30 protein-coding genes, 1 other RNA gene and 1 pseudogene are annotated in these 26,673 nt (G+C 70.7%); 21 read left to right on the top strand and 11 right to left on the bottom strand.

Translation table 11 applies throughout. From position 1 onward, the window contains the following. Positions 1–16: 16 nt before the first annotated feature. The 4 genes from ACFHW0_RS02075 (at position 17) to ACFHW0_RS02060 (ending at position 4,205) form a co-directional block, all read left to right on the top strand. Entirely contained in the window at positions 17–1,384 is a 1,368-nt protein-coding gene (locus ACFHW0_RS02075) for a DUF1501 domain-containing protein (protein WP_416605063.1), read from the top strand. Next, on the top strand, positions 1,381–2,802 hold the full coding sequence (locus ACFHW0_RS02070; protein ID WP_416605061.1) for a ferric reductase-like transmembrane domain-containing protein: 1,422 nt from the start codon (positions 1,381–1,383) through the stop codon (positions 2,800–2,802). Before ACFHW0_RS02075 ends, ACFHW0_RS02070 begins: the two co-directional genes overlap by 4 nt. 10 nt (positions 2,803–2,812) lie before the next feature. Beyond that, on the top strand, positions 2,813–3,403 hold the full coding sequence (locus ACFHW0_RS02065) for an FMN-binding protein (RefSeq protein ID WP_416605060.1): 591 nt from the start codon (positions 2,813–2,815) through the stop codon (positions 3,401–3,403). Between the two features lie 79 nt (positions 3,404–3,482). Next, positions 3,483–4,205, top strand: a complete 723-nt coding sequence (locus ACFHW0_RS02060) for an FAD:protein FMN transferase (RefSeq protein ID WP_416605245.1) — start codon at positions 3,483–3,485, stop codon at positions 4,203–4,205. A gap of 3 nt (positions 4,206–4,208) precedes the next feature. On the opposite strand, the gene ACFHW0_RS02055 is transcribed toward ACFHW0_RS02060, so the two are convergent. Both ACFHW0_RS02055 and ACFHW0_RS02050 read right to left on the bottom strand, forming a co-directional pair. After that, positions 4,209–4,367 (bottom strand): hypothetical protein, encoded by a 159-nt coding sequence (locus tag ACFHW0_RS02055; protein ID WP_158619084.1) that lies wholly within the window; start codon positions 4,365–4,367, stop codon positions 4,209–4,211. A gap of 80 nt (positions 4,368–4,447) precedes the next feature. Beyond that, the gene (locus tag ACFHW0_RS02050; RefSeq protein ID WP_416605059.1) at positions 4,448–5,119 is read right to left on the bottom strand and encodes a bifunctional DNA primase/polymerase; all 672 of its coding nucleotides are present in this window, start codon (positions 5,117–5,119) and stop codon (positions 4,448–4,450) included. A gap of 250 nt (positions 5,120–5,369) precedes the next feature. On the opposite strand from ACFHW0_RS02050, the gene ACFHW0_RS02045 reads away from it, so the two are divergent. The 8 genes from ACFHW0_RS02045 to ACFHW0_RS02010 all read left to right on the top strand — a co-directional run bounded on the left by ACFHW0_RS02045 (position 5,370) and on the right by ACFHW0_RS02010 (position 12,877). After that, positions 5,370–6,599 carry a helix-turn-helix domain-containing protein gene (locus tag ACFHW0_RS02045; protein ID WP_416605058.1) on the top strand — a complete coding sequence of 410 codons (1,230 nt, stop codon included), beginning with the start codon at positions 5,370–5,372 and terminating at the stop codon, positions 6,597–6,599. A gap of 16 nt (positions 6,600–6,615) precedes the next feature. Next, positions 6,616–7,188: a flavoprotein gene (locus ACFHW0_RS02040; protein ID WP_416605057.1), complete on the top strand. Its 573-nt coding sequence runs from the start codon at positions 6,616–6,618 to the stop codon at positions 7,186–7,188. Positions 7,189–7,360: 172 nt separating this feature from the next. Then, the gene (locus ACFHW0_RS02035) at positions 7,361–8,191 is read left to right on the top strand and encodes a Nif3-like dinuclear metal center hexameric protein (RefSeq protein WP_416605244.1); all 831 of its coding nucleotides are present in this window, start codon (positions 7,361–7,363) and stop codon (positions 8,189–8,191) included. Beyond that, entirely contained in the window at positions 8,188–8,925 is a 738-nt protein-coding gene (locus ACFHW0_RS02030; RefSeq protein ID WP_416605056.1) for a zinc ribbon domain-containing protein, read from the top strand. Before ACFHW0_RS02035 ends, ACFHW0_RS02030 begins: the two co-directional genes overlap by 4 nt. Positions 8,926–8,928: 3 nt before the next feature. Continuing rightward, positions 8,929–10,149 carry a bifunctional RNase H/acid phosphatase gene (locus ACFHW0_RS02025; RefSeq protein WP_416605055.1) on the top strand — a complete coding sequence of 407 codons (1,221 nt, stop codon included), beginning with the start codon at positions 8,929–8,931 and terminating at the stop codon, positions 10,147–10,149. A 160-nt stretch (positions 10,150–10,309) separates the two neighbouring features. Further along, complete coding sequence (locus tag ACFHW0_RS02020; RefSeq protein ID WP_416605054.1) at positions 10,310–10,594, top strand: DUF3311 domain-containing protein; 285 nt, start codon at positions 10,310–10,312, stop codon at positions 10,592–10,594. Continuing rightward, complete coding sequence (gene mctP / locus ACFHW0_RS02015; RefSeq protein ID WP_121400382.1) at positions 10,594–12,249, top strand: monocarboxylate uptake permease MctP; 1,656 nt, start codon at positions 10,594–10,596, stop codon at positions 12,247–12,249. The genes ACFHW0_RS02020 and mctP overlap by 1 nt, the downstream gene beginning before the upstream one ends. A 100-nt stretch (positions 12,250–12,349) precedes the next feature. After that, positions 12,350–12,877 carry a hypothetical protein gene (locus tag ACFHW0_RS02010; RefSeq protein WP_416605052.1) on the top strand — a complete coding sequence of 176 codons (528 nt, stop codon included), beginning with the start codon at positions 12,350–12,352 and terminating at the stop codon, positions 12,875–12,877. Positions 12,878–13,059: 182 nt separating this feature from the next. On the opposite strand, the gene ACFHW0_RS02005 is transcribed toward ACFHW0_RS02010, so the two are convergent. Then, positions 13,060–13,554 carry a GyrI-like domain-containing protein gene (locus ACFHW0_RS02005; RefSeq protein ID WP_416605051.1) on the bottom strand — a complete coding sequence of 165 codons (495 nt, stop codon included), beginning with the start codon at positions 13,552–13,554 and terminating at the stop codon, positions 13,060–13,062. A gap of 154 nt (positions 13,555–13,708) precedes the next feature. On the opposite strand from ACFHW0_RS02005, the gene ACFHW0_RS02000 reads away from it, so the two are divergent. Both ACFHW0_RS02000 and ACFHW0_RS01995 read left to right on the top strand, forming a co-directional pair. After that, a complete protein-coding gene (locus tag ACFHW0_RS02000; RefSeq protein WP_416605050.1) occupies positions 13,709–14,518 on the top strand; it encodes a phytanoyl-CoA dioxygenase family protein in 810 nt (269 codons plus the stop codon). A gap of 2 nt (positions 14,519–14,520) precedes the next feature. Beyond that, positions 14,521–15,339: a TrmH family RNA methyltransferase gene (locus ACFHW0_RS01995; protein WP_416605049.1), complete on the top strand. Its 819-nt coding sequence runs from the start codon at positions 14,521–14,523 to the stop codon at positions 15,337–15,339. Positions 15,340–15,489: 150 nt separating this feature from the next. Here ACFHW0_RS01995 and ACFHW0_RS01990 read toward each other — a convergent pair whose 3' ends face one another. Next, entirely contained in the window at positions 15,490–16,251 is a 762-nt protein-coding gene (locus ACFHW0_RS01990; protein WP_416605048.1) for a sulfite exporter TauE/SafE family protein, read from the bottom strand. A 102-nt stretch (positions 16,252–16,353) separates the two neighbouring features. Here ACFHW0_RS01990 and rnpB point away from each other — a divergent pair. Then, an RNA gene (gene rnpB / locus ACFHW0_RS01985) (RNase P RNA component class A) lies at positions 16,354–16,771 on the top strand. Between the two features lie 674 nt (positions 16,772–17,445). Here the strand turns inward: rnpB and ACFHW0_RS01980 are convergent. The 4 genes from ACFHW0_RS01980 to ACFHW0_RS01965 all read right to left on the bottom strand — a co-directional run bounded on the left by ACFHW0_RS01980 (position 17,446) and on the right by ACFHW0_RS01965 (position 20,549). Next, a complete protein-coding gene (locus ACFHW0_RS01980; RefSeq protein ID WP_416605047.1) occupies positions 17,446–18,045 on the bottom strand; it encodes a hypothetical protein in 600 nt (199 codons plus the stop codon). 316 nt (positions 18,046–18,361) lie between these two features. Beyond that, complete coding sequence (locus tag ACFHW0_RS01975) at positions 18,362–19,525, bottom strand: hypothetical protein (protein WP_416605046.1); 1,164 nt, start codon at positions 19,523–19,525, stop codon at positions 18,362–18,364. Continuing rightward, positions 19,522–20,025 (bottom strand): DUF4365 domain-containing protein, encoded by a 504-nt coding sequence (locus ACFHW0_RS01970; protein WP_416605044.1) that lies wholly within the window; start codon positions 20,023–20,025, stop codon positions 19,522–19,524. Before ACFHW0_RS01970 ends, ACFHW0_RS01975 begins: the two co-directional genes overlap by 4 nt. 230 nt (positions 20,026–20,255) lie before the next feature. After that, on the bottom strand, positions 20,256–20,549 hold the full coding sequence (locus tag ACFHW0_RS01965; RefSeq protein ID WP_416605043.1) for a hypothetical protein: 294 nt from the start codon (positions 20,547–20,549) through the stop codon (positions 20,256–20,258). A 458-nt stretch (positions 20,550–21,007) separates the two neighbouring features. On the opposite strand from ACFHW0_RS01965, the gene ACFHW0_RS01960 reads away from it, so the two are divergent. Next, on the top strand, positions 21,008–21,202 hold the full coding sequence (locus ACFHW0_RS01960; protein WP_350682398.1) for a helix-turn-helix transcriptional regulator: 195 nt from the start codon (positions 21,008–21,010) through the stop codon (positions 21,200–21,202). A gap of 99 nt (positions 21,203–21,301) precedes the next feature. On the opposite strand, the gene ACFHW0_RS01955 is transcribed toward ACFHW0_RS01960, so the two are convergent. Further along, complete coding sequence (locus ACFHW0_RS01955) at positions 21,302–21,991, bottom strand: HAD family hydrolase (RefSeq protein WP_416605042.1); 690 nt, start codon at positions 21,989–21,991, stop codon at positions 21,302–21,304. Beyond that, positions 21,988–22,830 carry a winged helix-turn-helix domain-containing protein gene (locus ACFHW0_RS01950; protein WP_366641908.1) on the bottom strand — a complete coding sequence of 281 codons (843 nt, stop codon included), beginning with the start codon at positions 22,828–22,830 and terminating at the stop codon, positions 21,988–21,990. Before ACFHW0_RS01950 ends, ACFHW0_RS01955 begins: the two co-directional genes overlap by 4 nt. A 136-nt stretch (positions 22,831–22,966) precedes the next feature. On the opposite strand from ACFHW0_RS01950, the gene ACFHW0_RS01945 reads away from it, so the two are divergent. The 5 genes and pseudogenes from ACFHW0_RS01945 (at position 22,967) to ACFHW0_RS01925 (ending at position 26,253) form a co-directional block, all read left to right on the top strand. Next, positions 22,967–23,362, top strand: coding sequence for a transcriptional regulator (locus ACFHW0_RS01945; RefSeq protein ID WP_416605040.1), 396 nt, complete (start codon positions 22,967–22,969; stop codon positions 23,360–23,362). A gap of 304 nt (positions 23,363–23,666) precedes the next feature. Beyond that, positions 23,667–25,260 (top strand): annotated as a pseudogene (locus tag ACFHW0_RS01940) (cell division protein FtsK). Then, positions 25,257–25,511, top strand: a complete 255-nt coding sequence (locus ACFHW0_RS01935) for a hypothetical protein (protein WP_416605039.1) — start codon at positions 25,257–25,259, stop codon at positions 25,509–25,511. The pseudogene ACFHW0_RS01940 and the gene ACFHW0_RS01935 overlap by 4 nt, the downstream one beginning before the upstream one ends. A gap of 5 nt (positions 25,512–25,516) precedes the next feature. Beyond that, positions 25,517–25,708: a hypothetical protein gene (locus tag ACFHW0_RS01930; RefSeq protein ID WP_416605037.1), complete on the top strand. Its 192-nt coding sequence runs from the start codon at positions 25,517–25,519 to the stop codon at positions 25,706–25,708. Next, complete coding sequence (locus ACFHW0_RS01925) at positions 25,705–26,253, top strand: DUF2637 domain-containing protein (RefSeq protein WP_416605036.1); 549 nt, start codon at positions 25,705–25,707, stop codon at positions 26,251–26,253. Before ACFHW0_RS01930 ends, ACFHW0_RS01925 begins: the two co-directional genes overlap by 4 nt. Before the next feature lie 26 nt (positions 26,254–26,279). Here ACFHW0_RS01925 and ACFHW0_RS01920 read toward each other — a convergent pair whose 3' ends face one another. Next, a complete protein-coding gene (locus ACFHW0_RS01920; RefSeq protein WP_416605243.1) occupies positions 26,280–26,657 on the bottom strand; it encodes an ADP-ribosylation/crystallin J1 in 378 nt (125 codons plus the stop codon). Positions 26,658–26,673 lie beyond the last annotated feature (16 nt).

Genomic DNA, 26,673 nt, shown 5'->3' with positions numbered 1-26,673 from the left:
CCCGATGGAGAAGACTGTGCACACGTTCCCCCTGCACCCCGAATGCCCCGACCTGCGGCGGCTGGCCGACGACCCGGCCGAGGCGCTGCTGCGCGCGGAGGCCGACATCGTCGCCGCCGAGAACGCCGCCGAGGCCGACCGCTACCGGCGGCTGGAGGACCTGGAGGAGGCCCAGCAGGACGGTCGCGGCGTGACCCGGCGGACGTTCGTGGCCGGCGCCGCCGCGACCGCCACCGCCCTCGCGACCGCCCAGTTCGTCACCACCTCGGCCTCGTTCGCCGCCACCAAGACCGGCACCCTGATCCACGTCTTCCTCTACGGCGGGCTGGACGGGCTGAGCCTGGTCGCCCCGGCGGACGACCCGGTGCTCGCCAAGGCCCGCCCCGACCTGCTGCTCGGCAACGACTCCCTGGCGGTGGGCCGGGGCTTCAAGCTGACCAGCGCGTTCAAGCCGCTGGAGCCGTGGCTGAAGAGCGGCAACCTCGGCTTCGTCCCGGCGGTCTCGGACGAGCGGCTGTCCCGCAGCCACTTCCAGGCCGCGGACGCCTGCAACCTCGGCGGCCTGCCCAGCGAGACCGGCGGCCGGGGCTGGCTGGACAGCCTGGTCGACGCGCTCGGCACGGGCACCGCGTTCCGCAGCGTCGGCATCGGCAGCACGCTGCCCCGGTCGCTGGTCGGCAACAACGGCGCGATCTCCCTCAACAGCGTCGGCTCGCTGCGGCTCAACGGCGACGACCGGTACCGGGCCGCGACCGAGAAGGCGATCAAGGGGCTCTTCACCGGGATCAACCACCCGGTGCAGGAGGCCGTGCAGGACGGCCTGGGCGCGCTGGCCACCGCGCAGCGCCTCGCCGCGAAGCCGTACCAGGCGGCCGAGGGCGTCGAGTACAAGGGCGTCGGCTACGCGTTCCAGCAGCTCGCCCAGCTCATCAAGGGCGGGGCGAACGTCCGGGTCGCCACCGTCGGGATGGGCGGCTACGACACCCACGAGAACCAGGGCACCCGCGACGGCGGTCAGCTGCACCGGCGGCTCAACGAGCTGGCCGGCGCCATGGCGGCGTTCTTCACCGACCTGGGGGAGAAGTCCGCCGACGTGACCATCATGGTCTCCAGCGAGTTCGGCCGGCGGGTCGCCTCCAACGGCGGCGGCACCGACCACGGCCACGGCGGGGTGGTCACCCTGCTCTCCGGCCGCAAGCTCGCCGGCTCGCTGCTGGGCACCTGGAACGGACTGGACGACCTGGACTCCGGCGACGTGCCCGAGTACAACAACATGTTCAACGTCTACGGAGCCGTCGCGCAGGGCCGCTTCGGGCTCACCAACGCGGAGGTGGACAAGATCTTCCCCCGGCAGAAGTACCGCCCGATGAAGCTGTACGCGTGACGTACCCGCGCACCCACGCCGCCGGCCGCCGCGCCGGGACGACCCCGTCCCGGCGCGGCGGCCGGCCGGCTGCGGACGTACGCCCCCTGGTGCCGCCGCGACGCGGACCCGGCGGCCGGCGGCTGCTGGCCGCGTTGCTCGTCGTCGGCCTGCTCGCCAGCGTGCTGCCCTGGTGGCTGGACACCCCGGCCGGATCGCTGCGGTCGACGGCCGCCACGCTCACCGCCGCCGGCCGGATCACCGGGCTGGTCGCCGGCTACCTGCTGCTCGTGCAGGTGCTGATGATGAGCCGCCTGCCGGTGCTGGAACGGTGGGCCGGCGGCGAGCGGATCGCCCGCTGGCACCGCGACGTCGGGGCCACCCTGCTGGTCGCCGTGCTCGCGCACGCGTCGCTGATCCTGGTCGGCTACGCCGACCTGGAGGACAACCCGGTGCTCACCGAGGCCGGCGTGCTGCTGCGCGACTACGAGGACATGGTCTCCGCGTTCGCCGCCGCCGGCATCCTGGTGCTGGTCGGCGTCACCAGCGTCCGGGCGATCCGCACCGCGTTGCCCTACGAGCTGTGGCACGCCCTGCACCTGTCGAGCTACGCGGTGCTGCTGCTCGGCTTCGCCCACCAGTTCAGCAACGGCGCGCAGCTGTTCCGGCCCGGCCCGGTGCGCACCTTCTGGATCGCGATGTACGTGCTGGTGCTCGCCGCCCTGCTCTGGGGCCGGGTGGTCGCGCCGCTGGCGTTCAACCTGCGGCACCGGCTGCGGGTCGCCGACGTGGTGGCGGAGAGCCCGGACACGATCTCGATCTACCTGACGGGGGACCGGCTGGAGCGGCTGGAACTGCTGGGCGGGCAGTTCTTCCGCTGGCGCTTCCTCGCCCGGGGCTGCTGGTGGCAGGCGCACCCGTTCTCGGTCTCCGCCGCCGCCAACGGCCGCTGGCTGCGGCTCACCGTCAAGGTGGTCGGCGCGCACACCGCCGACCTGCGCGACCTCGAACCGGGCACCAGGGTCTGGGCGGAGGGACCGTCGGGCACCTTCACCGCCGCCCACCGGACCCGCGAACGGGCCCTGCTGATCGCCGGCGGCAGCGGGATCACCCCGATCCGGGCGATGCTGGAGGAACTGCCGCCCGGCGCCGCGCTGATCTACCGCGCCCGCACCCCGGGCGACGTGCTGCTGCACCGTGAGCTTGACTGGCTCGCCGAGGCCCGGGACACCGCGATCTGGTACGTCGTCGGCTCCCGCCACGATCCCGGCCCCCGCCAGGTGATGAGCCCGGACGGGCTGCGCCGGCTGGTGCCCGACCTCGCCCGGCGCGACGTCTACCTCTGCGGGCCGCCCGGCCTGGTCGAGCAGTCGCTGCGGGTGCTCCGCGAGGCCGGCGTGCCCCGCCGGCAGATCCACCTGGCCACGTTCGAGCTGTAGGAAGGCTTCCATGCGTCGCGCCCTGCTCGCGATCACCGGCCTGGCGGCCGGCACCACCGCCATGGTGGTGCTGAAGGGCTCGCCGGGCACCAGCCCGGTCGCCCAGGACCTGCCGGCGGCGCCTCCGCCGGTGGTGCCCGCGCCGGCCGGCCCGACCCCGGGCGGCGGGAAGGTCTCCGCCCCGCCGTCGCCGGCCCGCACCAGCGCGTCCCCCCGGCCCGGTCGCACCGCCACCCGGGCGCCGGCGAGCCGGCCCAGCGCCACCACCCGGGCGCCGTCCGCGCCGCGTACCACCGCCAAGCCGCCGCCCGCGCCGACCACCCGCACCGTCACCGGGCCGGTGGTGGAGAACGAGTACGGCAACGTGCAGGTGCAGATCACCCTCTCCGGGACGCGGATCGTCGATGTGGTGGCCCTGGAGCTGCCCGAGGAGACCGCCCAGTCCGACCAGCGCAGCGAGCAGGTCGACGGCCGCTACAGCGGCAGTTCCGGGCTGGTGGTGCAGCGGCAGAGCGCCGACGTGGACACCGTCTCCGGGGCGACCGCCACCAGCACCTCGTACAAGAGGTCGTTGCAGGCCGCGATCGACCGGGCGAACTGACGTGCCGGTGGCGGCGGGGCGGCGGCCGGACGGGGGTCCGCCGGTGACCAGGCCCGGACTGCGCCGGGTCGAGCAGGTCATGGGCACCGCGATCAGCCTCGACCTCGCCGACGATCTGCCCGCCGCCGAGCTGGACGCGCTGGCCGGGGAGGTGTTCGCCTGGCTGCGCGAGGTGGACGCCCGGTTCAGCACGTACCGGGCCGACAGCGAGGTCTGCCGCGTCGACCGGGGCGAGTTGCCGCTCTCCGGGGCCGGCGCCGACCTGCGGGCCGTGCTGGCGTGCTGCGCCGACCTGTGGAAGGCCACCGACGGCTTCTTCGACGCGTACGCCACCGGGCGGCTCGACCCGTCCGGCTACGTCAAGGGCTGGGCGGTGCAGGTCGCCTCGGACCGGCTGCTCGCGGCCGGGGCGGCGAACCACTGCCTGAACGCCGGCGGCGACGTGCGGGTACGCGGCCACTCCCCGACCGGGCAACCGTGGCGGATCGGCGTCCGCCACCCGTGGGACGCGATGTCCACCTGCCTCGTGCTCACCGGCACCGACCTGGCCGTGGCCACGTCCGGCGTCTACGAGCGCGGCCACCACGTGCTCGATCCGCGCCGGGGCGTACCGGCCCGGGGGTTGCGCTCGGTGACCGTGGTCGGGCCGGACCTGGGGCTGGCCGACGCGTACGCCACCGCGGCCGTCGCGATGGGCCCGGCCGGCGTCGGCTGGCTGGACGGCCTGCCGGGGCACCAGCACGCGATCGTCACCGACGACGCCCGCCTCCTGCACTCCACCGCCCTGCCCCTGGCGGGCTGAGGGTCAGCGGAAGGGGCGGGTCGTGGCGGGGCGGGAGCCGAGGGGGCGGGGGCGGCCCGGGCGGGAGCCGACGGGACGGGTGACGGGCCAGCGGCGGCGCGGCCGGTGCCGGGGCGGCGGCTCCGCGCCGTCCGGCTGGCGCGCGGTGTCGTCGGTGGACATGTAACCCCCGCTCCCGGCGCGGGTGCGCCGTCGCCGTGCTCAACGAGCGCCGGCCCTCCGGCGTCGCTGTCGAGGCGGCGTCACATGCCCCGGCGCGGCAGCGGCAGGTGACCGGGGAGCAGGTCGGAGGTGACCGTGACCCCGGTGGCCCGCAGGGCCTCGATCAGCGCGTTCTGCACCAGATAGGAGTCGGGCAGTTGCCAGCGGGCCTGTTCGGGTGCGACCGCCCACCGGACGGTGCCCTCCGGCAGCCGGGTCGGCGGGGCCGGGATCCAGGAGCCGGGACCGTGCCGGACCACGTGGAAGCAGTGGTCCAGCTCGGGGCGGAGCGGGTCGCCGGGGCGGACCAGGAACATCCAGCGGCCGGTCGGGGTCACCAGCACCGGCCCGCGTACGCCGACGCCGGCCGGGTGCGTCCGGACCGCGTCCAGCACGTGCCGGCCGAGGTGCGTGGGGACCTCCAGCACGTCGAACGCCCGCCCGGTGGGCAGCAGCACCCCGTGCGGCCGGCTGCGCCACCAGGTCGCGACCCGGGCCGGGTCGGCGCTCGCCGCGTGCTCCCAGTTCTCCAGGGCGGGGTGGCAGCCGACCGTCGGGCAGCCGGCCCGCCCGCAGACGAAGCGGCTGCGGGCGAGGCACGCGCCGGGGGTGACGTCCCAGCCGTGCAGCGCGTACCGCACGGCCACCCGGCGCAGCCGCACCCGTTCCAACGGGGACAGTTGAACGACGCGCGGCGCGACATTCCCCCACATGTGCCATCTCCCCTCGCCGGACCCCGGCCGGTGCCCAGGTCGCATGTCGAGCACCGTCACTGCCGTAACCCGCGATCGTTGAGCTGACGAACGGCTGATGCAACTTGCACGAAAACTACGAGAACTGGCTGTACGGCTGACGCACACGCTGTGCGACCAGCGAAAACCTGAGACGTACGGATCGATCGCCGCATCCGGCAGGACCGGCCGGCACGTCCGCTCGAGCAGGCACAGGGAAAGGAACGGGTGGATGGACGAGTTGCCCATCGGGCGGCGGGTGGCCTACTGGCGGGGGCGGCGCAAGATGTCGCAGCAGGTCTTCGCGGATCGGCTGGGCAAGTCGAAGAGCTGGGTCGACAAGGTCGAGCGCGGAGTGCGCCGGCTGGACAAGTTCTCCGTCCTCTACGAGATCGCCGACATCCTCCAGGTCGACGTGCAACTTCTGCTCGGCAAGGACCCGGAGCGGCGTACGGACGCGCTGAACTGCATCGACCAGGTGGAGGTGCAGGAGATCCGGGCGGCCCTGGAGCGGTACGACTCGATGAGCGCGTACTTCGACGCCGCGCCGTGCCCGCCGCCCCTGGCCGACATGCGCAAGGCCGTCAACCACGCCTGGCTCACCTACCAGTACGGCCGCTACGGGATGCTGACCCGGGCGCTGCCGAAGCTGCTGCGCGACGCCCAGGCCGCCGACGCCGGCTACGGCGGCGACCAGGCCCGCGAGGCGGCCCACCTGCTCGGGCAGGTCTACCAGATCGCCTCGTCGGTGCTGCGCAAGCTGGGCGAGTGCGACCTGGCCTGGCTGGCCGCCGACCGCTCGATGGCGGTCGCCCAGCGCGCCGACGACCCGCTGCTGGCCGGCATCGCCACCACCCGGGTCTGCAACGCGCTGGTGGCGATGGGTCGGCCCCGGCCCGCTCTCGAACTCAACGTCACCATCGCCAACCGGCTCGCCCCGGGCAGCGGCACCGAGGCGTCCCCGGCCCTCCTGTCGGTCTACGGGATGCTGCTGCTCCAGGGTGCGATGGCCGCCGCCCGGATCGGCGACTCCGCCACGGTCGGCGACCTGATCAACGGGGCCCAGGAGGCCGCCGTCCTGCTGGGCGGCGACCACAACCACTACTGGACCTCGTTCGGGCCGACCAACGTGGAGCTGCACCGGGCGGCGGCGGCGGTCGAGCTGGGCGACGGCGGCCGGGCGGTGGAGGTGCACCAGCAGCGCATCCAGGAGCCGTCGTTCAACGCGCTGCTGCCGGAGCGCCGGGCCCACCACCTGCTCGACATCGCCCGGGGCTTCGCTCAGGTCGGCGACGTGGCCAACGCCGGCGAGATGCTGCTGCGCGGCGACCGCCTCGCCCCGTCGGAGATCCGCTGCCGGCCGATCGCCCACGAGGTGATGTCGGACGTCCTGCGTCGCACACGTGGTGCGCCGCCTTCTCCGATTGCGGAGTTGGCTGAGCACATGGGAGTTGGGGTATGAGCGCGGAGGCGGCCTGATGGCCGGCCCGCACCCGAGCAGCGAGCGCCGCGAGGTGCTCTACGTCATCGCCTGCGGTTCGCCGCTGGCCCGCCACGTCGGCCGGCTCGTCGAGCTGGCCCAGCAGGACGGTTGGGACGTCTGCGTGGTCACCACGCCGGACGGCGCCAAGTTCGTCGACCGGGCCGCGCTGGCCCGGCAGACCGGCCATCCGGTCCGCACCCACTACAAGAATCCGGGCGACCTCGACGTGCTGCCGCAGGCCGACGCGATGATCGTCTGCCCGGCGACGGTCAACACCGTCAACAAGTGGGCGGCCGGGATCACCGACACACTGGCCCTCGGGCTGCTGGTGGAGGCGCAGGGGCTGGGCGTGCCGGTGGTGGCGGTGCCGTACACGAACGCGGCGATGGCGGCCCACCCGGCCTTCCGGGCCGGCATCGCCCGGCTCGCGGAGTGGGGGGTCACGGTGCTCTTCGGCGACCACGTCTTCCCGTTGCACCCGCCGGGCACCGGCGAGCGGCACGTGCACGCCTTCCCGTGGGCCCTGGGCCTGGCCGCCGTACGGGACCGGCTCTGTCCCGTCGCCTGACGCGTGCCGGAAGGTCCCTGGCCGGCGTACGACGTCAGTCAGGGACCTTCCGGCGCACCGGGACCACGGCGGGACACGCCGTCGTCCCGGTGGGCGACACCCCCGGCCACGGCCCGCGCCGGTAAGCTGGCCCGCCGTGAGCACCAACGCAGTCCCGCCGACCGTCGCCGACGTGGTCGCCGAGCTGGAGCGGCGCTATCCGCCGGCCTGGGCCGAGGACTGGGACCGCGTCGGGCTGGTGCTCGGCGAGCCGTGCGCCCCGGTGCGCCGCGTCCTCTGCGTGGTCGACGTGGTGCCGGAGACGGTGGCCGAGGCGCTCGACGCCGGCGTCGACATGATCGTCGCCCACCACCCACTGCTGCTGCGCGGCGTCTCCTCGGTGGCCCCCACGACCTACAAGGGCCGGATCGTGCACCGGCTCATCAGGTCCGACGTGGCCCTGTACGTCGCGCACACCAACGCCGACGTGGCCGCCCCGGGGGTCTCCGACGCCCTCGCGGCCCGGTTCGGGCTGACCGGGCTGCGCCCGCTGCACCGGCCCGCGCCCGGCTCGCCCGCGCACGGCGACGGCCGGGGGATCGGCCGGATCGGCGAGCTGCCGGAGCCGATGACGCTGGCGGAGCTGACCCGGCACGCCGCCGCCGTGTTGCCCCCCACCGCCTGGGGAGTTCGCGCCGCCGGGGATCCCGGGCGTATGGTTCGTACCCTCGCGGTCAGCGGCGGCGCGGGGGACGGCTTCCTCGCCGACGCGACCGCGGTCGGGGTGGACGCGTTCCTCACCGCCGACCTGCGCCACCACCCGGCCGGCGAGCACCTGGCCGCCGACGGCCCGGCCCTGCTCGACGCCGCCCACTGGGCGACGGAACGACCGTGGCTGGACGACCTGGCCGTCCTCCTGCGGGAGGCGACGGGTGTCGAGACGCTGGTGTCCGACCTGGCCACCGACCCGTGGACCGTACACGCCGCCCCACCCGCGGTGGATGACAAGGAGCCCCGACCGTGAAGGCTGACCCCCAGGTCCAGCGCCGCCTGCTCGACCTCCAGGCGATCGACACCACCCTCGCCCAGCTCGCCCACCGGCGCCGTTCGCTGCCCGAGCGGGCCGAGCTGGACGCGCTGGCCCGGGAGCTGTCCGCGCTGGAGGACGAGCGGGTCCGCGCCCAGGTGGCGGTCGACGACCTGGACCGGGACATCGCCCGCATGGAGAAGGACGTCGACCAGGTGCGGGCCCGCAAGTCCAAGAACGAGGCCCGGCTCGCCGCCGGCACCGGCCCGGCCCGGGAGCTGGAGGCCCTCCAGCACGAGCTGGTCTCGCTCAACCGCCGCCAGGGCGACCTGGAGGACGCCGAGCTGGAGCTGATGGAGCAGCGGGAGACGGCCCAGGGCGTGCTGGACGGCGTCGAGAAGCGGCTCGCGGAGGTCCGGGAGAAGCGCGACGCCGCCGAGCGGCGCCGCGACGAGAGCCTGGCCGAGATCGCCAAGGAGGAGGAGTTCAAGCGCGGCGCCCGCCAGCCGCTCGCGGCCGACCTCCCCGCCGACCTGGTGCAGCTGTACGACAAGATCCGCGAGGACACCGGGCTCGGCGCGGCGCTGCTGACCGCCGGCCGGTGCGGCGGCTGCCGCCTGGAGCTCTCCGGCGCCGACGTGTCCCGCATCCGCAAGGCGGCCCCGGACGAGGTCGTCCGCTGCGAGGACTGCCGGCGGATCATGGTCCGCACCAACGAGTCCGGCCTGTAGCCCGTGGCGCCGCGCGTGGTCGTCGTCGAGGCCGACGGCGGATCCCGGGGCAACCCCGGCCCGGCCGGCTACGGCGCGGTGGTCCGCGACGCGGACACCGGTGAGGTGCTGGCCGAGCGGAGCGAGTCGATCGGCGTCGCCACCAACAACGTCGCCGAGTACCGGGGGCTGATCGCCGGGCTGGAGGCCGCCGCCGCGCTGGGTGCCGCCGAGGTCGAGGCCAGGATGGACTCGAAGCTCGTGGTCGAGCAGATGTGCGGCCGCTGGCAGATCAAGCACCCCGGGCTGCGTCCGCTCGCCGCGCAGGCCGCCGGGCTGGTGAACCGCTTCGCCGCCGTCCGGTTCCACTGGATTCCCCGGGAGCGCAACCGGCACGCCGACGCCCTCGCCAACGCCGCCATGGACGCCGCCGCCGGCAAGGCGCCGGCCCGGGCCGCCGTCGCGCCGCCGCGCGTCGTGGAGCCGCCGCGCGAGGTCGCCGGCCCCGACTCGCCGGCCCGCGCGAGGGCCCGCGAGGTGGCCGCCCGCGCCGCGTCGGCGACGGCCACCGGCACCGACCCGGCCACCGCCCCCGCCTCCTGGGAGCCGCGTCCGAGCTTCACCGCCACCCGGCTCATCCTGGTCCGGCACGGCGAGACGGCCTTCACCGAGCAGCGCCGCTACTCCGGTCGCGGCGACGTGCCGCTGTCCGAGCGCGGCCGGGCCCAGGTCCGGGCCACGGCCGCCCGGGTGGCCGGGCTGGCCCCGACCGTCGCGGCCGTGGTCAGCTCGCCCCTGTCCCGGTGTACGGCGACCGCCGAGGCGATCGCCGGGGCGCTCGGCGGCGTGCCGGTGCGCCGCGAGGACGACCTGATCGAGTGCGACTTCGGGGCCTGGGAGGGGCGTACCTTCGCCGAGGTACGCCAGGAGTGGCCGGGCGAGCTGGACGCCTGGCTCGCCTCGACCCGGGTGGCCCCGCCGGGCGGCGAGTCGTTCGTCGACGTCGCCGAGCGCTGCCGCCGCGCGGTCGACGGGCTGTGCCGGGCGTACCCGGGGGAGACCGTGGTGGTGGTCTCGCACGTCTCGCCGATCAAGCTGGTGCTGCGCGACGCCCTCGCGGCCAATGACGGCTTCCTGCACCGGCTGTTCCTGGACGCGGCCGGCATTTCGGTGCTCGACACGTGGCCCGACGGCGGCGTCGCCGTCCGCACGGTCAACGACACCGCGCACCTCGCCGCGATCTGAGCCGGGCGGCCGGCCGTCCGGCTGCCCGTGGCCGCCGTTCGGCGCACGCCGTCCGCCGTTCGGCGCAGCAACCTCCTCCCGTCGAACGTGACCCGGCTCACAGGGTCGTAGCCTCCGGCCGTCATCAGTGCCGATCTACGACACGCGGAGGTCTGTCGCAATGGCCGCACCCGAACCGGAGGCGCCGACAGCGGCGCGTTCCAGGGCGAAGGACCACAGCCCCTGGAACTGGTTGCTCTTCATCCCCATCGTGGTGCCCCTGATCCCGGTCTTCTTCAACGCCGACTCGCCCCGGTTCCTCGGCTTCCCGCGCTTCTACTGGCTCCAGCTCGTCTACATCCTGCTCGGCGTGGCCACCACCACGCTGGTGTACCAGATGACGAAGAAGCGGGCCGGCAGGCCGTCGTCGGACGGGCCGGCCGGCACGGACGCGGGTGGTCGCTGATGTGGCGCGACCACCTCACCGAGATCATCGTCTTCTCGGCGCTCTTCCTGCTGGTCAGCGGGATGGGATTCGTGGCGGCCCGGTGGCGCGCCCCGAAGGACATGGCCCACCTCGACGAGTGGGGACTGGGCGGGCGCAACTTCGGCGGCTGGATCACCTGGTTCCTGGTCGGCGGTGACCTGTACACCGCGTACACCTTCGTGGCGGTGCCGGCGCTGATGTTCGGCGCGGGCGCGGCCGGCTTCTTCGCCGTCCCGTACACCATCGTCATCTACCCGCTGGTGTTCCTGGTGCTGTGCCGGCTCTGGTCGGTCTCGCACCGGCACGGCTTCGTCACCCCCGCGGACTTCGTCCGCAAGCGGTTCGACTCGCCGGTGCTGGCGCTGCTCATCGCGATCACCGGCATCGTGGCGACGATGCCGTACATCGCGCTGCAACTGGTCGGCATCGAGGCGGTGCTGAAGACCATGGGGGTCACCGGCGAGAGCACGCTGGCCCGGCACCTGCCGATCATCGTCGCCTTCGCGATCCTGGCCGCGTACACGTACCAGTCGGGGCTGCGCGCGCCGGCGCTGATCGCGTTCGTCAAGGACACGCTGATCTACATCGTGATCCTGGTGGCGGTGCTGTACCTGCCGTACAAGCTGGGCGGCTGGGGCGAGATCTTCGACGCCGCGGACGCGAAGTTCGACGCGTCGCCGAACCCCAACGACGGGGTGCTGCTCAACGCCAACAACCAGCTCCAGTACGTCACGCTGGCGTTCGGCTCGGCGCTGGCGCTGTTCCTCTACCCGCACAGCATCACCGGCGTGCTGGCCAGCCGGAACCGCGACGTGATCAAGCGGAACATGTCGGCGCTGCCCGCGTACAGCCTGCTGCTCGGCCTGATCGCGCTGCTCGGCTTCATGGCCATCGCGGCCGGGGTGAAGCCGCTGCCCGGGTCGAAGGAGGGCACCGTGGACAGCAACACGGTGGTGCCGGTCCTGTTCGACCAGCAGTTCCCCGACTGGTTCGCCGGCGTCGCGTACGCGGCCATCGGCATCGGTGCGCTGGTGCCGGCGGCGATCATGTCGATCGCGGCGGCGAACCTGTTCACCCGCAACATCTACAAGGAGTACCTGAAGCGGGACGCCAGCCCCGCGCAGGAGGCGAACGTCTCCAAGATCACCTCGCTGGTGGTGAAGGTCGGCGCGGTGGCCTGCATCGTCTTCCTCGACCCGCAGTTCTCCATCGACCTCCAGCTCATCGGCGGCGTGATCATCCTCCAGACGCTGCCGGCGGTGGCGCTCGGCCTCTACACCCGCTGGTTCCACCGCGGCGCGCTGATCGGCGGCTGGATCGCGGGCATGGGGCTGGGCATGTGGATGCTCTACCAGATCCCGAACGCCGCGACCGGCCGTAAGCACTTCGGCGGCTCGGCGTTCCCGCTGGCCGACTTCGGATTCGACACCCCGAAGACGATCTACGTCGGAATCGTGGCCGTGCTGGTCAACCTCGCGGTCGCGGCGCTGCTCACGGTGGTGCTGCGGGCGGCGAAGGTGCGCGACGGCGGCGACGGCACCACGTCGGACGACTACTTCGCCGACGAGGGCGACCCGCGCGTCGTGCCCGGCCCGCACCGCGACGCCGACGCGGCCCCGGAACCGGTCGCCTGAGCGTCTCTCGGGAACGCGTCGCCCCCGGCCCTCCGCGGCCGGGGGCGACGCGGCGGGGTGGACGCCCTTCGTACGCTGACGACCATGACGAGACGCGCTGGTGACCGTCCTCGGCGGCTCCGTCGCGCTGCTGCTACTGGTCGTCGGGTGTGTGGGGGCCGCGGTCCTGGCCGTCGACGACGACCCGGACGAGACGCCCGCGTGCCGGGAGTCGGTGCGCGCCGAGGAGGCGAAGGTGCGCACCGACCGGTGGGACCCGCCCCAGGAGCTGCCGGACCTCGGCGACTACCCGGAGATCCACTGGCAGTTGCGCGCGTCGGGTGACGCGTGCAGCCGCGCGCCGGGCCCGACGGACTGGGCCTACCAGGGCGTGGTCCGGCTGTGTCCGGAGGACGCGCGGACGCTGGCGCAGCGGTACGGCTTCGTGCCGTACGCGCCCGCCGAGCCGGATCAGGCGACCCTCACCAGCCCGGCGGACGCGTGGCCCGCTCTCGCGCCGTTCCTGCCGGCCGCCCCCCGCTGGCTGCACAGCCGGGCGTACGACGAGGCGAACCCGTCCACGCGGTGGCGGGCCGCCTTTTTGGACGTCGAGCACCGGACGCTCTTCTTCACGCTCCACGACCACTAGGCCGTATTCCAGAGGCGGGGTAGCGACTCGATGATCGCTGGGGCGTGCCGTGATACCTCGGCGGCGGCGCAGGTACTCACGGTTGGCCCGCGAGCTGTGGGCCATGTCCGCCAGGACCGGATCCGGACGGGTACGCGGCCTGCCACCGTCGGGCCTGGGCACCCGGATATATAACCCCGTCGCTACGCCGGCTCGACGGGCAGCCAGAGCTCGCGGGTCGCGGTGCTGAGGTCGCCCGTCGGCTCGGGCACCGCGACGATCTCCGGGCCGGGCCGCAGCCGCCACGGGTTGAAGGGAAACCACCCGACTGCGGCCGCGGCCCAGATCTTCTGCAGGGTCTGCGGATGCGGCCCCACGGCCCGGATGACCACCCAGCGGCCCGCCGGGACCTCGATGACCTCGAGATCGCCCCGGACCGGCGTGCTCGGGGACACGGCGACCCCGTGCAGGTAGGTCAGCTCGCTGCCTTCGCCGTAGTCCGCGTCGAGGTCATCGAAGACCGCGAGCAGGCCGCCCGGCTCACTGGCGCCGAGTGCCTTCAAGCGCAGGTGCTCCTCTGCCGGCAGCGCGGCGATGTGCTGCTGGATGTACGGGTTGATGCCTCGGTGGATCAGTGGAACCCGGGCAGCGTGCCCCACGAGCCGGAACGCGGGACGGTCGACGATGCGGGTCTCCATGCGTTCGCTCCCTTCGGCAGTTGGGCGGAACCTGAAGCTGTGGTGCGGTGCGACAGCGCCTCCGTATCGTGACCGGCTCTGTTGCGGCACACCCGACAGAAGCGGAGCGGAAAGTGTCGGGTGATCGGGATCGGTGCCGCCACACGATGGGGGCATGGACGACACGACACTGGTATCCCGGTTCCTTCGCGACGGCTTCGTGAAGTTGCCGGGCGCCGTCGCACCGCGCGTGGCCGCGGACTGCGCGCGGCTGCTGTGGCGGGAGACGGGCTGCGACCCGGACGACCCAGCCACCTGGACGCAGCCCGTGCACTGGGTGCCCGGCATGGCGCAGGGGCCGTTCGCCGCCGCACCCAACTCACCGTTCCTCCATCACGCGTACGACCTGCTCGTCGGCGCGGGACGCTGGGAGCCGCGTTACTCGCTGGGCACGTTCCCGTTGCGCTTCCCGCACAAGGACGAGCCGAACGACGCGGGCTGGCACATCGAGGGCAGCTATCTGCCGGAGGGTGCGAGCTGGTACTTCACGAACGTCCGCTCCCGGGGCCGGGCGCTGCTGATGCTGTTCCTGTTCAGCGAGATCGGTGCGGAGGACGCCCCGACACGGATCCGGGTCGGCTCACACCTCGACGTGCCGAAGGTGCTGGAGAAGTACGGGGAGGACGGGGCGAGCGGGCTGGACCTCGCGCCCGAGCTGGTGGCGGCGTCCGACCACCGGCCACTCGCCCTGGCCACCGGGTCCCCCGGCGATGTCTTCCTGTGCCATCCCTTCCTGGTGCACGCGGCGCGACCGCACCACGGGACGCGGCCGCGCTTCATGGCCCAGCCGCCGCTGGTGCCGGCCGCGCCGTACGAACTGGAACGGGCCGACGGTGCGTACTCGCCCGTGGAGATCGCGATTCGCCGAGGACTCGGGCAGGACAACCCCGTTCCTGAGGTACGGGCGAGGCGGGGACAACGGTGAGGGTGCGGGTGAGTGGTCGCAATGCCCGGTTCCAGCAGTGGGAGGCGCTGCTCCGCAATCGGACCAAGCGGCAGCGTCGCGGCGAGTTCCTCGTGCAGGGCGTGCGCCCGATCACCATGGCCATCGAACACGGCTGGCAGGTTCGAGAGCTGCTCTACGACGCCGACGTCCAGCTCTCCGGCTGGGCACGTAAGGCCCTGGACACCGTCCGGGCCGAGAGGTTCGCCGTCTCCCGTGAACTGATGCACATGCTGGGCGGCAAGGCGGACACCGTTCCGGAACTGCTGGCCGTGGTCGCGCTGCCGCAGGACGACCTGTGCCGCATCCCGGCCGGGCCGACCATGCTCACCGTCGTGTTCGACCGGCCCACCAGCCCTGGCAACATCGGGACGCTCATCCGGTCCGCGGACGCCTTCGGCGCGTCCGGCGTCATCGTCACCGGCCATGCCGCCGATGTGTACGACCCGAAGGCGGTGCGGGCGAGCACCGGCTCGCTGTTCGCGCTGCCCGTGGTCCGGGCGCCCTCACCCCAGGCCGTGCTGTCCTGGGTCGCCGACGTGCGCGCCGACGGCGTCGGCGTCGGCATCGTGGGTGCCGATGAGCACGGCGCACTGGATGCCGCCGAGTACGACTTCACGCGACCCACGCTGACCCTGATCGGCAACGAGACCACCGGTCTCAGCGTCGGCTGGCGTGAGGCCTGCGACCAGCTCGTCCGGGTCCCGATGTCCGGGGCCGCCAGCTCCCTGAACGCGGCGGCCGCCGCGACCGTCGTGCTCTACGAATCGGCACGCCAGCGCAGCGCTGCCGCCCGCCGGTAGCGCGCTGATCACACTGGTGGGCTGATCACCCTGGGCCGCGTTTCGAAGTGGGTGCGATGGCGGGTGCGGCTGTGGCGTGTCGGTGATCGGTGAGCGAAGAGGTCGGCCTACAGCTCGCGGGCCAACCGTGAGTACCTGCGCCGCCGAGGCTCAGCGCAGTGCGCGCCAGAGCAGGTAGAGCCCGATCGCCGTGCCGAAGACCACGATCAGCACCTTGAGCACCACCGGCGGCAGCCGGCGCACCAGCCGTGCGCCGGCGTACCCGCCGACCAGCGTCGCTGGCGCGACCACCGCGACGGCCGCCCAGTTCACCGGCCCGAACAGCGCGAACACCACGAGCGTGGTCAACCCGACGAGGGCGGAGAGCAGGTTCTTGATCGCGCTCACCCGGGCCAGCGTCGCGTCCAGCACCAGGGCCAGGCCCGCGACAAGCATCACCCCGAGCGCCGCGCCGAAGTAGCCGCCGTACACCGCGCCGATCGCGACCATGGCCTGCACGGTGACCGTACGGCGGCGCGGAGCCAGGTCGCGCGGATGCCCGACCAGCCGGCGCAGCGGATCCTGGAACGCCAGCACCGCCGTGGCCCCGAGCACCAGGAACGGCACCACCAGCTCGAACGCCCGGGCCGGGGTGGCCAGCAGCAGCATGGCGCCGGCGATCGTGCCGACGATCGTGGTGGGCACCAGCGTGGCCAGCATCCGCCGGGGCGGCAGATCCTGCCGGCTGCCCGCCACGCTCGCCGCGTACCCGGGGAAGACCGCGACCGAATTGCTCACGTTCGCCGGCACCGGCGGCAGGCCCACCGCGATCATCGCCGGGAAGGTGATGAGCGAGCCCCCGCCGGCCACCGCGTTGACCGTGCCCGCGGCGAGCCCGGCGGCGAGCAGCAGCGCGGCGTCGGAGACATCCATGGTCACCAGAGGCTAGTACCCGGCCCCGGCAGGACGGGGGCCGGTCGCCCCGGGGCGGCAATAGACGCGGCCGTGGCGTCGTTAGGATGGGTGCGCGACGGACGAGTCGACCGGGCGGTCGCGTCGGCGGGCTCCGGCCCGCCGCCGAGGAACGTCCGGACTCCACAGGGCAGGGTGGTTGCTAACGGCAACCCGGGGTGACCCGCGGGACAGTGCCACAGAAAACAGACCGCCGACCCCATCGGGGACGGTAAGGGTGAAACGGTGGGGTAAGAGCCCACCAGCACCCCGGGTGACCGGGGTGGCTCGGTAAACCCCACCCGGAGCAAGGCCAAGCAAGGGTCGTCACCAGACATGATGACGACCCGGCGCAGACGCTTGAGGGCTGCCCGCCCGATGTCTGCGGGTAGGCCGCTCGAGCCTGCCGGCGACGGCAGGCCTAGATGGATGGCCGCCGCCGGCGCGGGCCCCTCGGGGCAGGTGCCGGTCACAGAATCCGGCGTACAGGTCGACTCGTCCGTCGCCCACCAGCTCAGAGCCGTGATCAAGGCTATGAGCTGGTTCTATGTCCGGGTGTCGATGGTCGTTCTTGGTCAACATTGGCCGGCTTTTGACGCCCTACGGACGCCCTGACGCCCTGGAGACGCCCTGAGCGCGGGCTCAGTTGGCTCTGCCTCGGGCCGGGCGGGCTGCGCGTCGTGAGGGCTCTCGGGGGTTGGTGGTCGAGGGTTCGGAGCGGGCCGGCAGTTGCAGGGGAGGGCCGGGCACATCCTGGCGGTGGAACTGGTGCCGCGACCTGGTGACCCGGTGGCAAGCCAGTCCCGGGGTTGGACTGGCGCGGCAGCCGGAAGCCCCGACCACTCGACCAGGCCGGGTCGCCGGCTTCCGTCACGGCCTTGCTGGGGCTGGTTCCTGGCTGTGCTGGGGGCGGTGTCCCGGCGGCTGTCGGTGGCTTCCCGCCCCGGCGCCGTAGGCGGCCGGGGCGGCTTGCCGCCGGCCGGGCTTGCCGCCCCGCACCGCGCGGAGCGCGGTGCCTTGATCTAAAACAGAGGAATTCGGCAACAAACTATCCGTGAGCCGTGTCGTGTCCCGAGACATGCCTGACAGTCGCGTCCCACCAGATGCTTGACATGATCGAAGGCTCCATTGCGCGGCCCGCAGTGGGTGCGCTTCGGGTCGCACCTGTCGGGTCACTCATCGGCCACGAGGCAGCCCGAGGTTGTCCAGAAGTGCGAAGAACATTTCCTCGGCGAAGACATAGCGCTTCCACGGCAGGCGCATCAGGGCGCTGACGCCTGGAGGGCGCCTACTGGCGAGGATTTGCCGGACCGGTCCGACGGGCACCGTGTAGCCAGCCTCTCTCGCCCACTGGGTTGCCCGCTCGGCCGCTGTGGCGGGCGGCAGCCCGAATCCGGCGATCATCCGCACAGCCTGTTGGTTGGCGTCAGCCTTCGACACACCCTGCATGACCAGGTGATCACGCTCGAACAGGCGCGCCGTACTCGCGTCCAACCATGCCTCCCACCGACCGTGAAGCTGGCTGAGCCCTGCCATCTGGCCGTAGTCGCTGTCGGCTATGAAGGCGGCCAGCACTGGCGCCTGGGACTCCTTCGCCAGCCGTGGAAGCAGGTCGTCGGCGTCACCGATGACCACGTTCTCGGGCAGGCCGTACACCTGCCACCCGTCACCTCGTCGCGCGCTGGCATGTATACGAAGCTCGGCGTTCCGGTCGGTCAGCGCAACGAGATCTCGCCCGTTGCGCTGTACAGCGATCAAGGTGCCCCAGTACCCCATGCAGTCGCAACCCTTCAGCCCTCGCGTCTGCGGTCCATCAAAGTACCCAGCACTCTAGGCCGAACGTCAGGCATGTCCTGGGACGGATACGCCAAGCATCAGCTGGGACTAGACAGCCGAAGCAAGTCTGACAAGAGGGGTCAATGATCGTTGTTCGCCGGCTGGGCATGCTTCTCGTGAAAATTTGGACGATTCCGGGCGGCAATGGCGGCTAGGGGCCATGCGGCCAAACCCAAGACTATCGGTGATGACGATTGAAGTGTGCACCATCATGTTTGCCAGTAAGGGATGTATCTGTCGTGCCGAATGGTATGGGTTAGGTGCTAGGCAATCGTTGCTCAAGCTCAAACGAGTGAACATCCATGATGGCCTGCTTTCCTTCTTCGATATGAAGGTTTCCGCGCACCATGACAGAGCATCTTTTGTGACTCTCAACGGCCTTTTCGTAATTGTCGCGATCAAGGTTCATTCGAATCACCCGCCGCTTGCCGCCGACTATTGCGTGGACTCGCACTGATCCGCCAACATCCTCCGCTTTGCTGGATAGGACTTCAACCCATCCGTAGATCACCTGCTCTCGGTCTTCAATATCTTTGCGGAGGCCGCGAGCGATCCGCCGTAGCCGGGGAACGGACTCAGACGGGAAAGCGACGTTCTGTCTCACTCCTCCTGGCGGAGTTACGGCAGGAGCCCACTTGAACCCAACCTCAAAATCCTGAACCGAGGGGTCGCGTAGCGATCGGAGAACGCCATCGCATAGTTCGTACGAGATGCCTTCTCCAACTCCATCATAGACGTCACGGTTACTAGGCTCATTTTCGCTTACGACGCCTAGTTCGTGCAGAACAGTCAGCCCTTTGGCGAGTGTGACGACCATGCGCCGGTCGAAGGACAGTTCCTCCACCTCTTCAATGAGGCGTGGTCGATCGTCCTCCCATGAGGCATCAGGAACGCGCGCTTTAGTAATCACTGGAACAACGTATGACCCGGGGTGGGTGTGTCCCACGAGAACGTTCCTTGCCTGGTCTCTGGCTCGTTTGGGGACGGCGTGACCGAAGTAGCCCCGACGCTTGAGGGTGGCGGAAGCTGCGGCTATCACCATCTTTTTAGCCGAATAAAATAGCTTGTGGCCGGCGTCAAGAGGAAAGACTGTGTTATCAAAATCGTGGTCGGCGGAAACGTTGGTCACGTCCACGAACTGCCGGCTCATTTCATCTCGGATCTCATCGCGCGAACGATGTTCATAGGTTTGAAGGTCTTGCAAGAGGATCTTCAGGCGAGTTCGGAAGTCTGGGGCTGAAGAGATCCTGGGAACGAGCAGTTCTAAGTCTTCATTGTTGTTCGAGTTGCCTGGGGTCCAAATTTCCGCTACTCGGCTCGATGCTGACACGTTCCATCCGGAGCGTGTGAGGTAACTAGAGATTTCGTTCGGGCCAATAGAAAGCGAGACGGCGGACAGTTCGTCGGTGGATTCCATCACGCGGCCATCCCTTCGCGTGTGCCCAGTGCATGTCGACGCGAATGCTCGAACATGCGATCAAGCGCGTCTCCGTTAAGCCGGCTAGTGAATGGGAGGTGGATCACAGTTGTCGATGAGGTATTGGCTGCGGGCCTGTCCTGGATGCATGCGTAATAAGCTGTGCATCTTAGAAGGAAGAATTCGTCGTCGTGTAGGTGGATCCAGTCTTTGATGTCTTTTGGGACGATCATGACGAACAGGTACCCGGGGGCTGACCGGTCCGCCTCCCGAAGTTTGTCGTACGTTTTGATGTCCAAGTCAAAGGCGTACGAGTCGCCTAGCCGTCGCAACTCTTGGGTGCACTTTAATTGGACGTCCACCATTCGACCGCGTCGGCGTAGTGTCGTATCGACCCCGTCTTTGTCGACTGCCCAGTCGCCCAGCGTGCAGCCTTCCCGCGCCGCGATCGCATGGAGGTAGGCGCGGCTAATCTGCTCTTTTTGCCATGTCTCAGCATCCAATTACAGCCTCCCCTCGATCGCTACCTGACGGAATCTATCCTTCACGCTGCGCAACTGGGAAGGGGTTGAAGCATGGCAGTTTGGGTTGTTAGTCATGTTCGTGTAGCTGATAGGTCCCGTCTATGCGGCGGAGGGGATGGCCCCTGATCCCGGTGAAGCGCAAGCTGGGCAACGAGAGCATGCTGGCCTCAGGGGCTACGGGGAGGCGAGATGTACTGCTGGTCGGCTGCTCAGGCGTCGGGCTTCGTGGTGCTCAATCTTGGAACCAATGAGGCGTTCAGCGAACGAGCTGCCCTCGGCCGTGGTGCGGAAGGTGAGCGAAGCAGCCTCACGCCCGCCATCAACACGTACAACTCTCTGCGAGTTGCTGCGTCACCGTTCTTGTCTAGCTGGTAGCCGTCCAGCCATGCCCAGCCGCCGTAGGTGTGGAGGTCGGAGCGGATCTTGATAAGGCGGAAGAAGATCGGCCGTACGAACTGAGGGCTTGCCGCGCGGCTCAGGTGCAGCACGTCACCGGCCTTCACGTCGGCTCTTCCTGTCTCGCCAGGCGCGTAGGGTCTCGCCGGCCTCTGTCAGGCGTGGGCATCCATCGTCCGTGCACTGCAAGCAGGCTGCGCGGTTATGGAAGTCGATGACGTTGCCGGCCATCAGGACGAGGAACGAGGGCTCTGGCTGCCACTGCGGGATCGACATGGCTACCTCTGGTTGAGGCGCGTCGTGGCGTTCTTGGAGCGCCAGAGTCCTGCCTTGGTCATCAGGGGTGGCTCTGGTGCGGGGATGGCAGCGCGACCAGTCCAACTCTGTGGCTCTCGGCCGTACCTCGATGGGGCTGGCTCACCGGCCACGTAGTCGACAGGTTGGTCGGGGCGTTGGAACCACTTCAACCTAGGCATGCGTTAAGGGTAAGTGACTAGGGCCTTCGGTAACTAGGTGTCCATCAACTTGACTCGTGCCTAGTCGGCGTGTGCCTAGCGTCAGTGTCATGGGCAGGAAGCTGCGGTTGGTGGGTTCGGGGGAGATTCGGATCATGCTCGGCGGCGTCTCGCGCCAGCGCGTCTACCAGATCACCAACCGGCGCGACTTCCCTGAGCCCGTGGCGACGCTCCAGATGGGCAACGTCTGGCTTGCCGAAGACGTTGAGGCGTGGATCGCTGCCAAGCGCGGAGACCTGGACTAGCTCCAGGGCAGCGCCACCGCGACCCCGTGCCGGGGTGAACTGACGCCACGAGAAACGCCCCGGTGATGATCTCCCGGGGCGCTCGTGTGCGGTGTGGTGCTACATCTCGTCGACGGCGAAGGCGGTCACCAGTTCGGCCATGCTGTCGATGACGACATCGGCGGCGGCGAACCGCTCGCGCTTGCCGGGCTTGTTGGCGTACCCGATGGCGGCGATTCCGGCGGCGTGGGCGGCCTCGATGTCGCTGACCGAGTCGCCGACGAGGACGCATTCCGCCGGCTCCGCGCCCAGCTCCTGCACGGCGGCCAGCACGGGGAACGGGTCCGGCTTCATCCGCTCGGGCGCTGCCTCGGGGCGACCGATAACCGGGTGCACGTACGAGGTCAGTCGGCGGGCGCTCAGGTAGGCGTGGACGGAGTCGGCCGAGTTGTTCGACACCACCGCGACCCGGCGGCCGGTCTGCTGGGCGGCGACGATCACTTCCCGGCCGTACGGCGTGGGTTCGGCCGTGCGGGCCGCGGTGACCTCTTCGCGGGTCATGGCCTCGTCGACCAGGCGGACGACGGCAGGGCGGCCAAGGGTGGCGGTGAAGCGGAGCACGGCGAGCGGGTCACGTTCGGCCAGGATCTCGGGCGGCAGGGTGACGGCCTGGTCGACGAGCAGCCGGCGCAACGCATGGGCGACGGTGGATGCGGAGTGCTGGGCGAAGATGCTGCACACAGGACCGTCGAAGTCGAGCAGGACCACCCGTGCGCGGTCGATCGCCTTGGCCAGGTCGACGGCGGTCACGAGGCGTACTCGCGGGCGATGGTGCCCCACATGCTGTCGAACCAGGCGCGGGCCTGCTCGACGTAGAGGGCGTCGTTGCTGGCGTCCTCGTCGCTGGGCGTGAACGGGAAGAGGATCGCGTCCTTGCCCATCGCGTCGTAGATCGCCATGGGCTTGCCCTCGACGGAGACGGTGTGCTCGACGACCGGGTAGAAGCCGAAGAACGCTTCCTGCTCGTTGATGATGAACAGCTTGAACAGCGGGGCGGCCCTATGGACGCGTACCTCGGTGGTGGCGGTCTTGACCAACCCGAGGTCGGCAAGCTCCTGGACGGCGTCGGTGAGGGCGTGGATCGACCGGTCGGTGATGCGGCGGGCTCGGGCGCGGATGCCGGGGTCGTCGGCCTGGTCCTCGGCGCGGCAGGGGATCGCCATCGGTGAGGTCATGTCGGAGATCAGGACGCGTACCCGGATCGACTCCGGGGTGAGGCGCCCGATGCGGACCTTGTCCAGGGTCTCCTGGATCGCGTTGTACATCGTCTCTCCGGAGAAGCCGGCGAAGTCGATCGTGACGTTCGTGGCCTCGAAGGCTCGTTCGATGTGCGGTCGGAGTCCGACCGGGCGTTCCGTGTTGGCGCGGACGAAGGTGCCGCTGCCCTGACGGGTGACGATCAGGCGCTCGTCTTGCAGCTTCCGTAGGGCAGCCTTGATCGTCTCGCGGGCGACGCTGAACCGCTCGACGAGGTCGTGTTGCGACGGCAACTTCTCGCCCGGTGCGAACTTCCCTGTCTTGATCTCTGCGCGAAGTGTGGCCGCGATCTGTTGCGACGGCGTGCGCGGGTCATCTGGGTCAAGAGCCATGAAGGGACGGTACCGCTGACTAGCCAGGCTAGGAAAGTTTCGACACTGTCGTTGACATGACTAGCCAAGCCGGCCTACCTTTGATCCACACCACCTGGCTAGTCAGGACAGTCAGGTGAAGTCAGGAGGTTGAGCGATGGCTCTGCGTGGCGGTACGAGGTTCGCCGTGCGTTGTGAGGACGTGTTCCCGGCGGGGTGCGCGTTGGTGCCCGAGTCGCTGGGTGAGGTGGAGGACTACGACGAGAAGACGGGCCGCCGGTCGCCGGCGAAGGACAAGTTGACCGGCCAGCGGGTGTGGCAGGTCCGCGTGATGGACCTGGACCCGGAACTCGGGAAGCGGTCGCGGGAGACGACGGTGAAGATCTCGGCGGACTACCAGCCGGTTCCGCCGACGGGGGCGCCGTTCGAGGGCGTCGAGTTCGAGGGCATGACGGTAACGCCGTACGTGGCGAACAACGGCCGGATGGCGTACTCGCTGCGGGCGACCGGGATGCGTGCCCCGGCGGGCGTGGCCGGCAAGGCGGCGGCGTAGCTGCTTCGAGTGTGGGCGGGGCTGTCTGATCTTGGCGGACGGCAGCCCCGCCCTTCTCTGTCTCTTCCCCCTGCTCTGTCGAGAGAGGTAGTGACGTGTCCAAGGGTAGGCGTCGGGCTGGCAGTGGCTGGCCCCGGTGTGGTGTGTGTCAGGTCCGATTCGACCCGGTCAGCGGTGCTGACGGCCGCTGTGGTGTCTGCGTCGGGCAGCTCGTTCTTCCGTTCCCTCCGGTGCGAGACGCGTCGGGACGGTTCGTGTCGCTGCGGGGTGCCAAGTGATCGGGCGGCCTCGCGGTGAAGTGGTGATGACCTCTGCCGGGGATCTGCTGGTGATCCGGCCCAAACGGTTCGAGTTGCCAGTCTGGGCGGCGCTGCTCTGGCTGGTGCTGCGTTGGTCCGGGCGGGTGCTCTGGTGGTGCCTGCGGCACCCGGTGGCCACCGTCTCGGCCGTGCTGGCGTTCTGGCTGTACGTCGAGTTCGGCTGGTCCGGCCTGGTGGTGCCGCTCGTGCTGGCGGCGGCGTTCGCTGCGGTGTGGCGCTGGCGGGATGAGTCGTCCTGGTGGGCCTGGTTGGCGGGTCCGCTGCTGGGTTCGTTCCGGCGGGTGTTCGTCTACCGGCGGGTCTGGCGTGAGGCCATGACGCTGTGCGGGCTCGCCGAGCACGTACGACCACCGCCGCGTCCTGCCGGAGCTGCTGCGGGTCCGCTCGGATCAGTCGCTAGACGTGCTGACCGTCCGCATGGTGCGAGGGCAGACGCCGGAGCAGTTCCAGAAGGCGAGTGCCCACCTGGCATACGCCTTCGGCCGGCGGCACGCCCGGGTCTACGCGGAACGTCCCGACGAGGCACCGACCCGAACCGGTCGGGGTGCCTGGCTGTTTCGGCTCGTCGACCGGGTGCGGTACCGGGACCGGCCGACCGTCGTCTACCTGGCGTTGGTGCGTACCGATGCGTTGCGGACGGTGGTTCCGCCGTTCCCGGTCCCGGCGGTTCCCGACTTCACCGCGCTGCCGCTGGCCCGGCGGGAAGACCTGCGTACCTGGTCGCTTCACCTGCTCGCGACTCACGTCCTGGTCGGCGGTGCCACCCGATCGGGGAAGGGCTCCGTGCTCTGGTCGCTCGTCCGGGTCCTCGGCGGCGGGATCGCCTCCGGTCTGGTGCGGCTATGGGTGATCGACCCCAAGGGCGGGATGGAGTTCGCGCTTGGTCGGCCGATGTTCGCCCGGTTCGCCTGCAAGTCGTTCGAGGCAATGGCGGACCTGCTCGACGAGGCTGTGACCGTCCTGCGTGAGCGTCAGACCCGGTTGGCCGGCACGGTCCGGGTGCACACGCCGACTGAGGCTGACCCCCTGGTCGTGGTCGTCGTCGACGAGATGGCGGCGCTGACGGCGTATCTCCAGGATGTCGACCTGCGGAAGCGCATCGCGTCCTCGCTGGGGCTGCTGCTGTCGCAGGGTGCCGGCGTCGGGGTCCTGGTCGTGGCCGCGTTGCAGGACCCGCGCAAGGAGGTGCTGCCGTTCCGGGACCTGTTCCCTACCCGCATCGCGCTCGGGCTCACTGAGGCGTCGCAAGTCGACCTGGTCCTTGGCGACGGTGCCCGCAACCGGGGCGCGCTGGCCGACCAGATGCCCCGGTGGGCCAAGGGCGTCGGGTACGTGATCCTCGACGGCACCCCCGACCCGATGCGGGTCCGGTTCTCGTACGTCAGCGACGACGACATCCGCGACATGGCGCAGCAGTACCCGACGCCCGACGACGCGGCGGACATCCTCGCCCAGGTAGGCCGGGAAACCGCCACCGAGCCGGTACGCCTCCCGCTGCCCCGCAAGCCGTCCGGGCCGCTGCTGCCTGATGCGCTGCGCAACCTGCTCGACCGGGACAGCGGAGGTGAGCCGCGGTGACCGCCACCCCGAACGGCCGCCGGTTCTACCGGCTCCGTACCCCCGAACCGACCACCGCCGTCTCCGTCCGGGTCGACCCCGAACGGCCCGACCCGTACGCGGTCTATCTGGCGGTCGGTGCGGGCCGGCGGCGGATGTCCCTGACCCCCGACGAGGCGTGGGCGCTGTGGCGCTGCCTCTCCGAAGCGGTCGCCGCGCTCGGCACCCCTCCCGACTACATCCGTACCGACATCCGACCGGCCCGGAGGTAACCGCCGTGACCCCCCTCATCCGCCTGACCAACCGCCTCCGGCGTCCGCTTCACATCCAGCTCGTCGGGCCGGCCGACCAGACGGCCGCCGCGTTGCGCGGGCTTGCCCACTTCATCAACCGTCGCCGCGACATGGACGGCCGGCGCATCCGGATCGACGTGACCATCCGCGAGAAGCCGAAGGGGGCGCAGCGATGAGCCAACGCACTGAATCCGCCGTACGCCTGGTGATCCTGCTCGCCATCGGCACGATGGCCGGCGCCGCCGCCTTCACTCACGTACACGACCTCTCCGTTGCCCACGGTCAGCCGCACTGGATCGGCTGGGCCAACGCGGTGGCGGTCGAGCTGATGGCGATCTACCTCGGTCTGGAGATCCGCGCCCGGCGGCGTGCCGGTCGCCCCGTCGGCCTGGTCGGCTCGCTCCTGGTGGCGTTCGCGCTCCTGTCGCTCGCGGCCCAGGTCGCGGAAGCCGAACCGTCGGTGTGGGGCTGGATCGTGGCGGCGGTGCCGTCGCTGGCGTTCCTCGCCCTGGTGAAGGTCGTCCTGTCGAACGCACCCGTCACCCCGCCGGCTGTCGAGCCGGACCAGCCGACCGCGTACCAGTACGAGGACCCGGAGCAGACCTCCGATGTCGAACCGGTCGGCCGCACTATGCCGATGCCGCCCGTCGTCCCGGCGGTGCTACCTGCGCCTGGCGTTGTCCAGCCGCACCGGCCGCAGGTCGTGGGGATCATCCGATGAGGGCCGCCCGTGTCGCCGGCCAGCGGCTACCGGAACTCGTGCACGACCTCGATCAGGCCAACGATGTGGGCGTTGAACTCGTCCAGTTCCTCGGCTGGTACCCACAGCTCCAGGATGGTCTGTCCGCCGGCCTGGCGCACCGGGTAGCGCTTCAGGAACTCCGACTGCACTTGGAAGCGGGTCACGTAGCCGACGCCGGAGGCCGGCACGTTCCAGTCCCGGGCGATCATGACCGCGTAGTCCTCGTTCAGGACCGGGTAGAAGATCGGTTGATCCGGCAGACGCGGCGGCCACGCCCGCCATCCGGACTCGCGGACGAGATCCAGCTCTTCCGGCCCGGTCGGGCGCCACAGCACCGTCGTACCGTCATCGCTGCTCATGTCGACCTCGCTGCTTGGGTTCATGGTGAGCACGGACAGT

The organism is Micromonospora sp. LOL_025 (assembly GCF_048060285.1).
Taxonomy (GTDB): Bacteria; Actinomycetota; Actinomycetes; order Mycobacteriales; family Micromonosporaceae; genus Micromonospora.
This window is presented reverse-complemented; position numbering and strand designations above follow the sequence as displayed.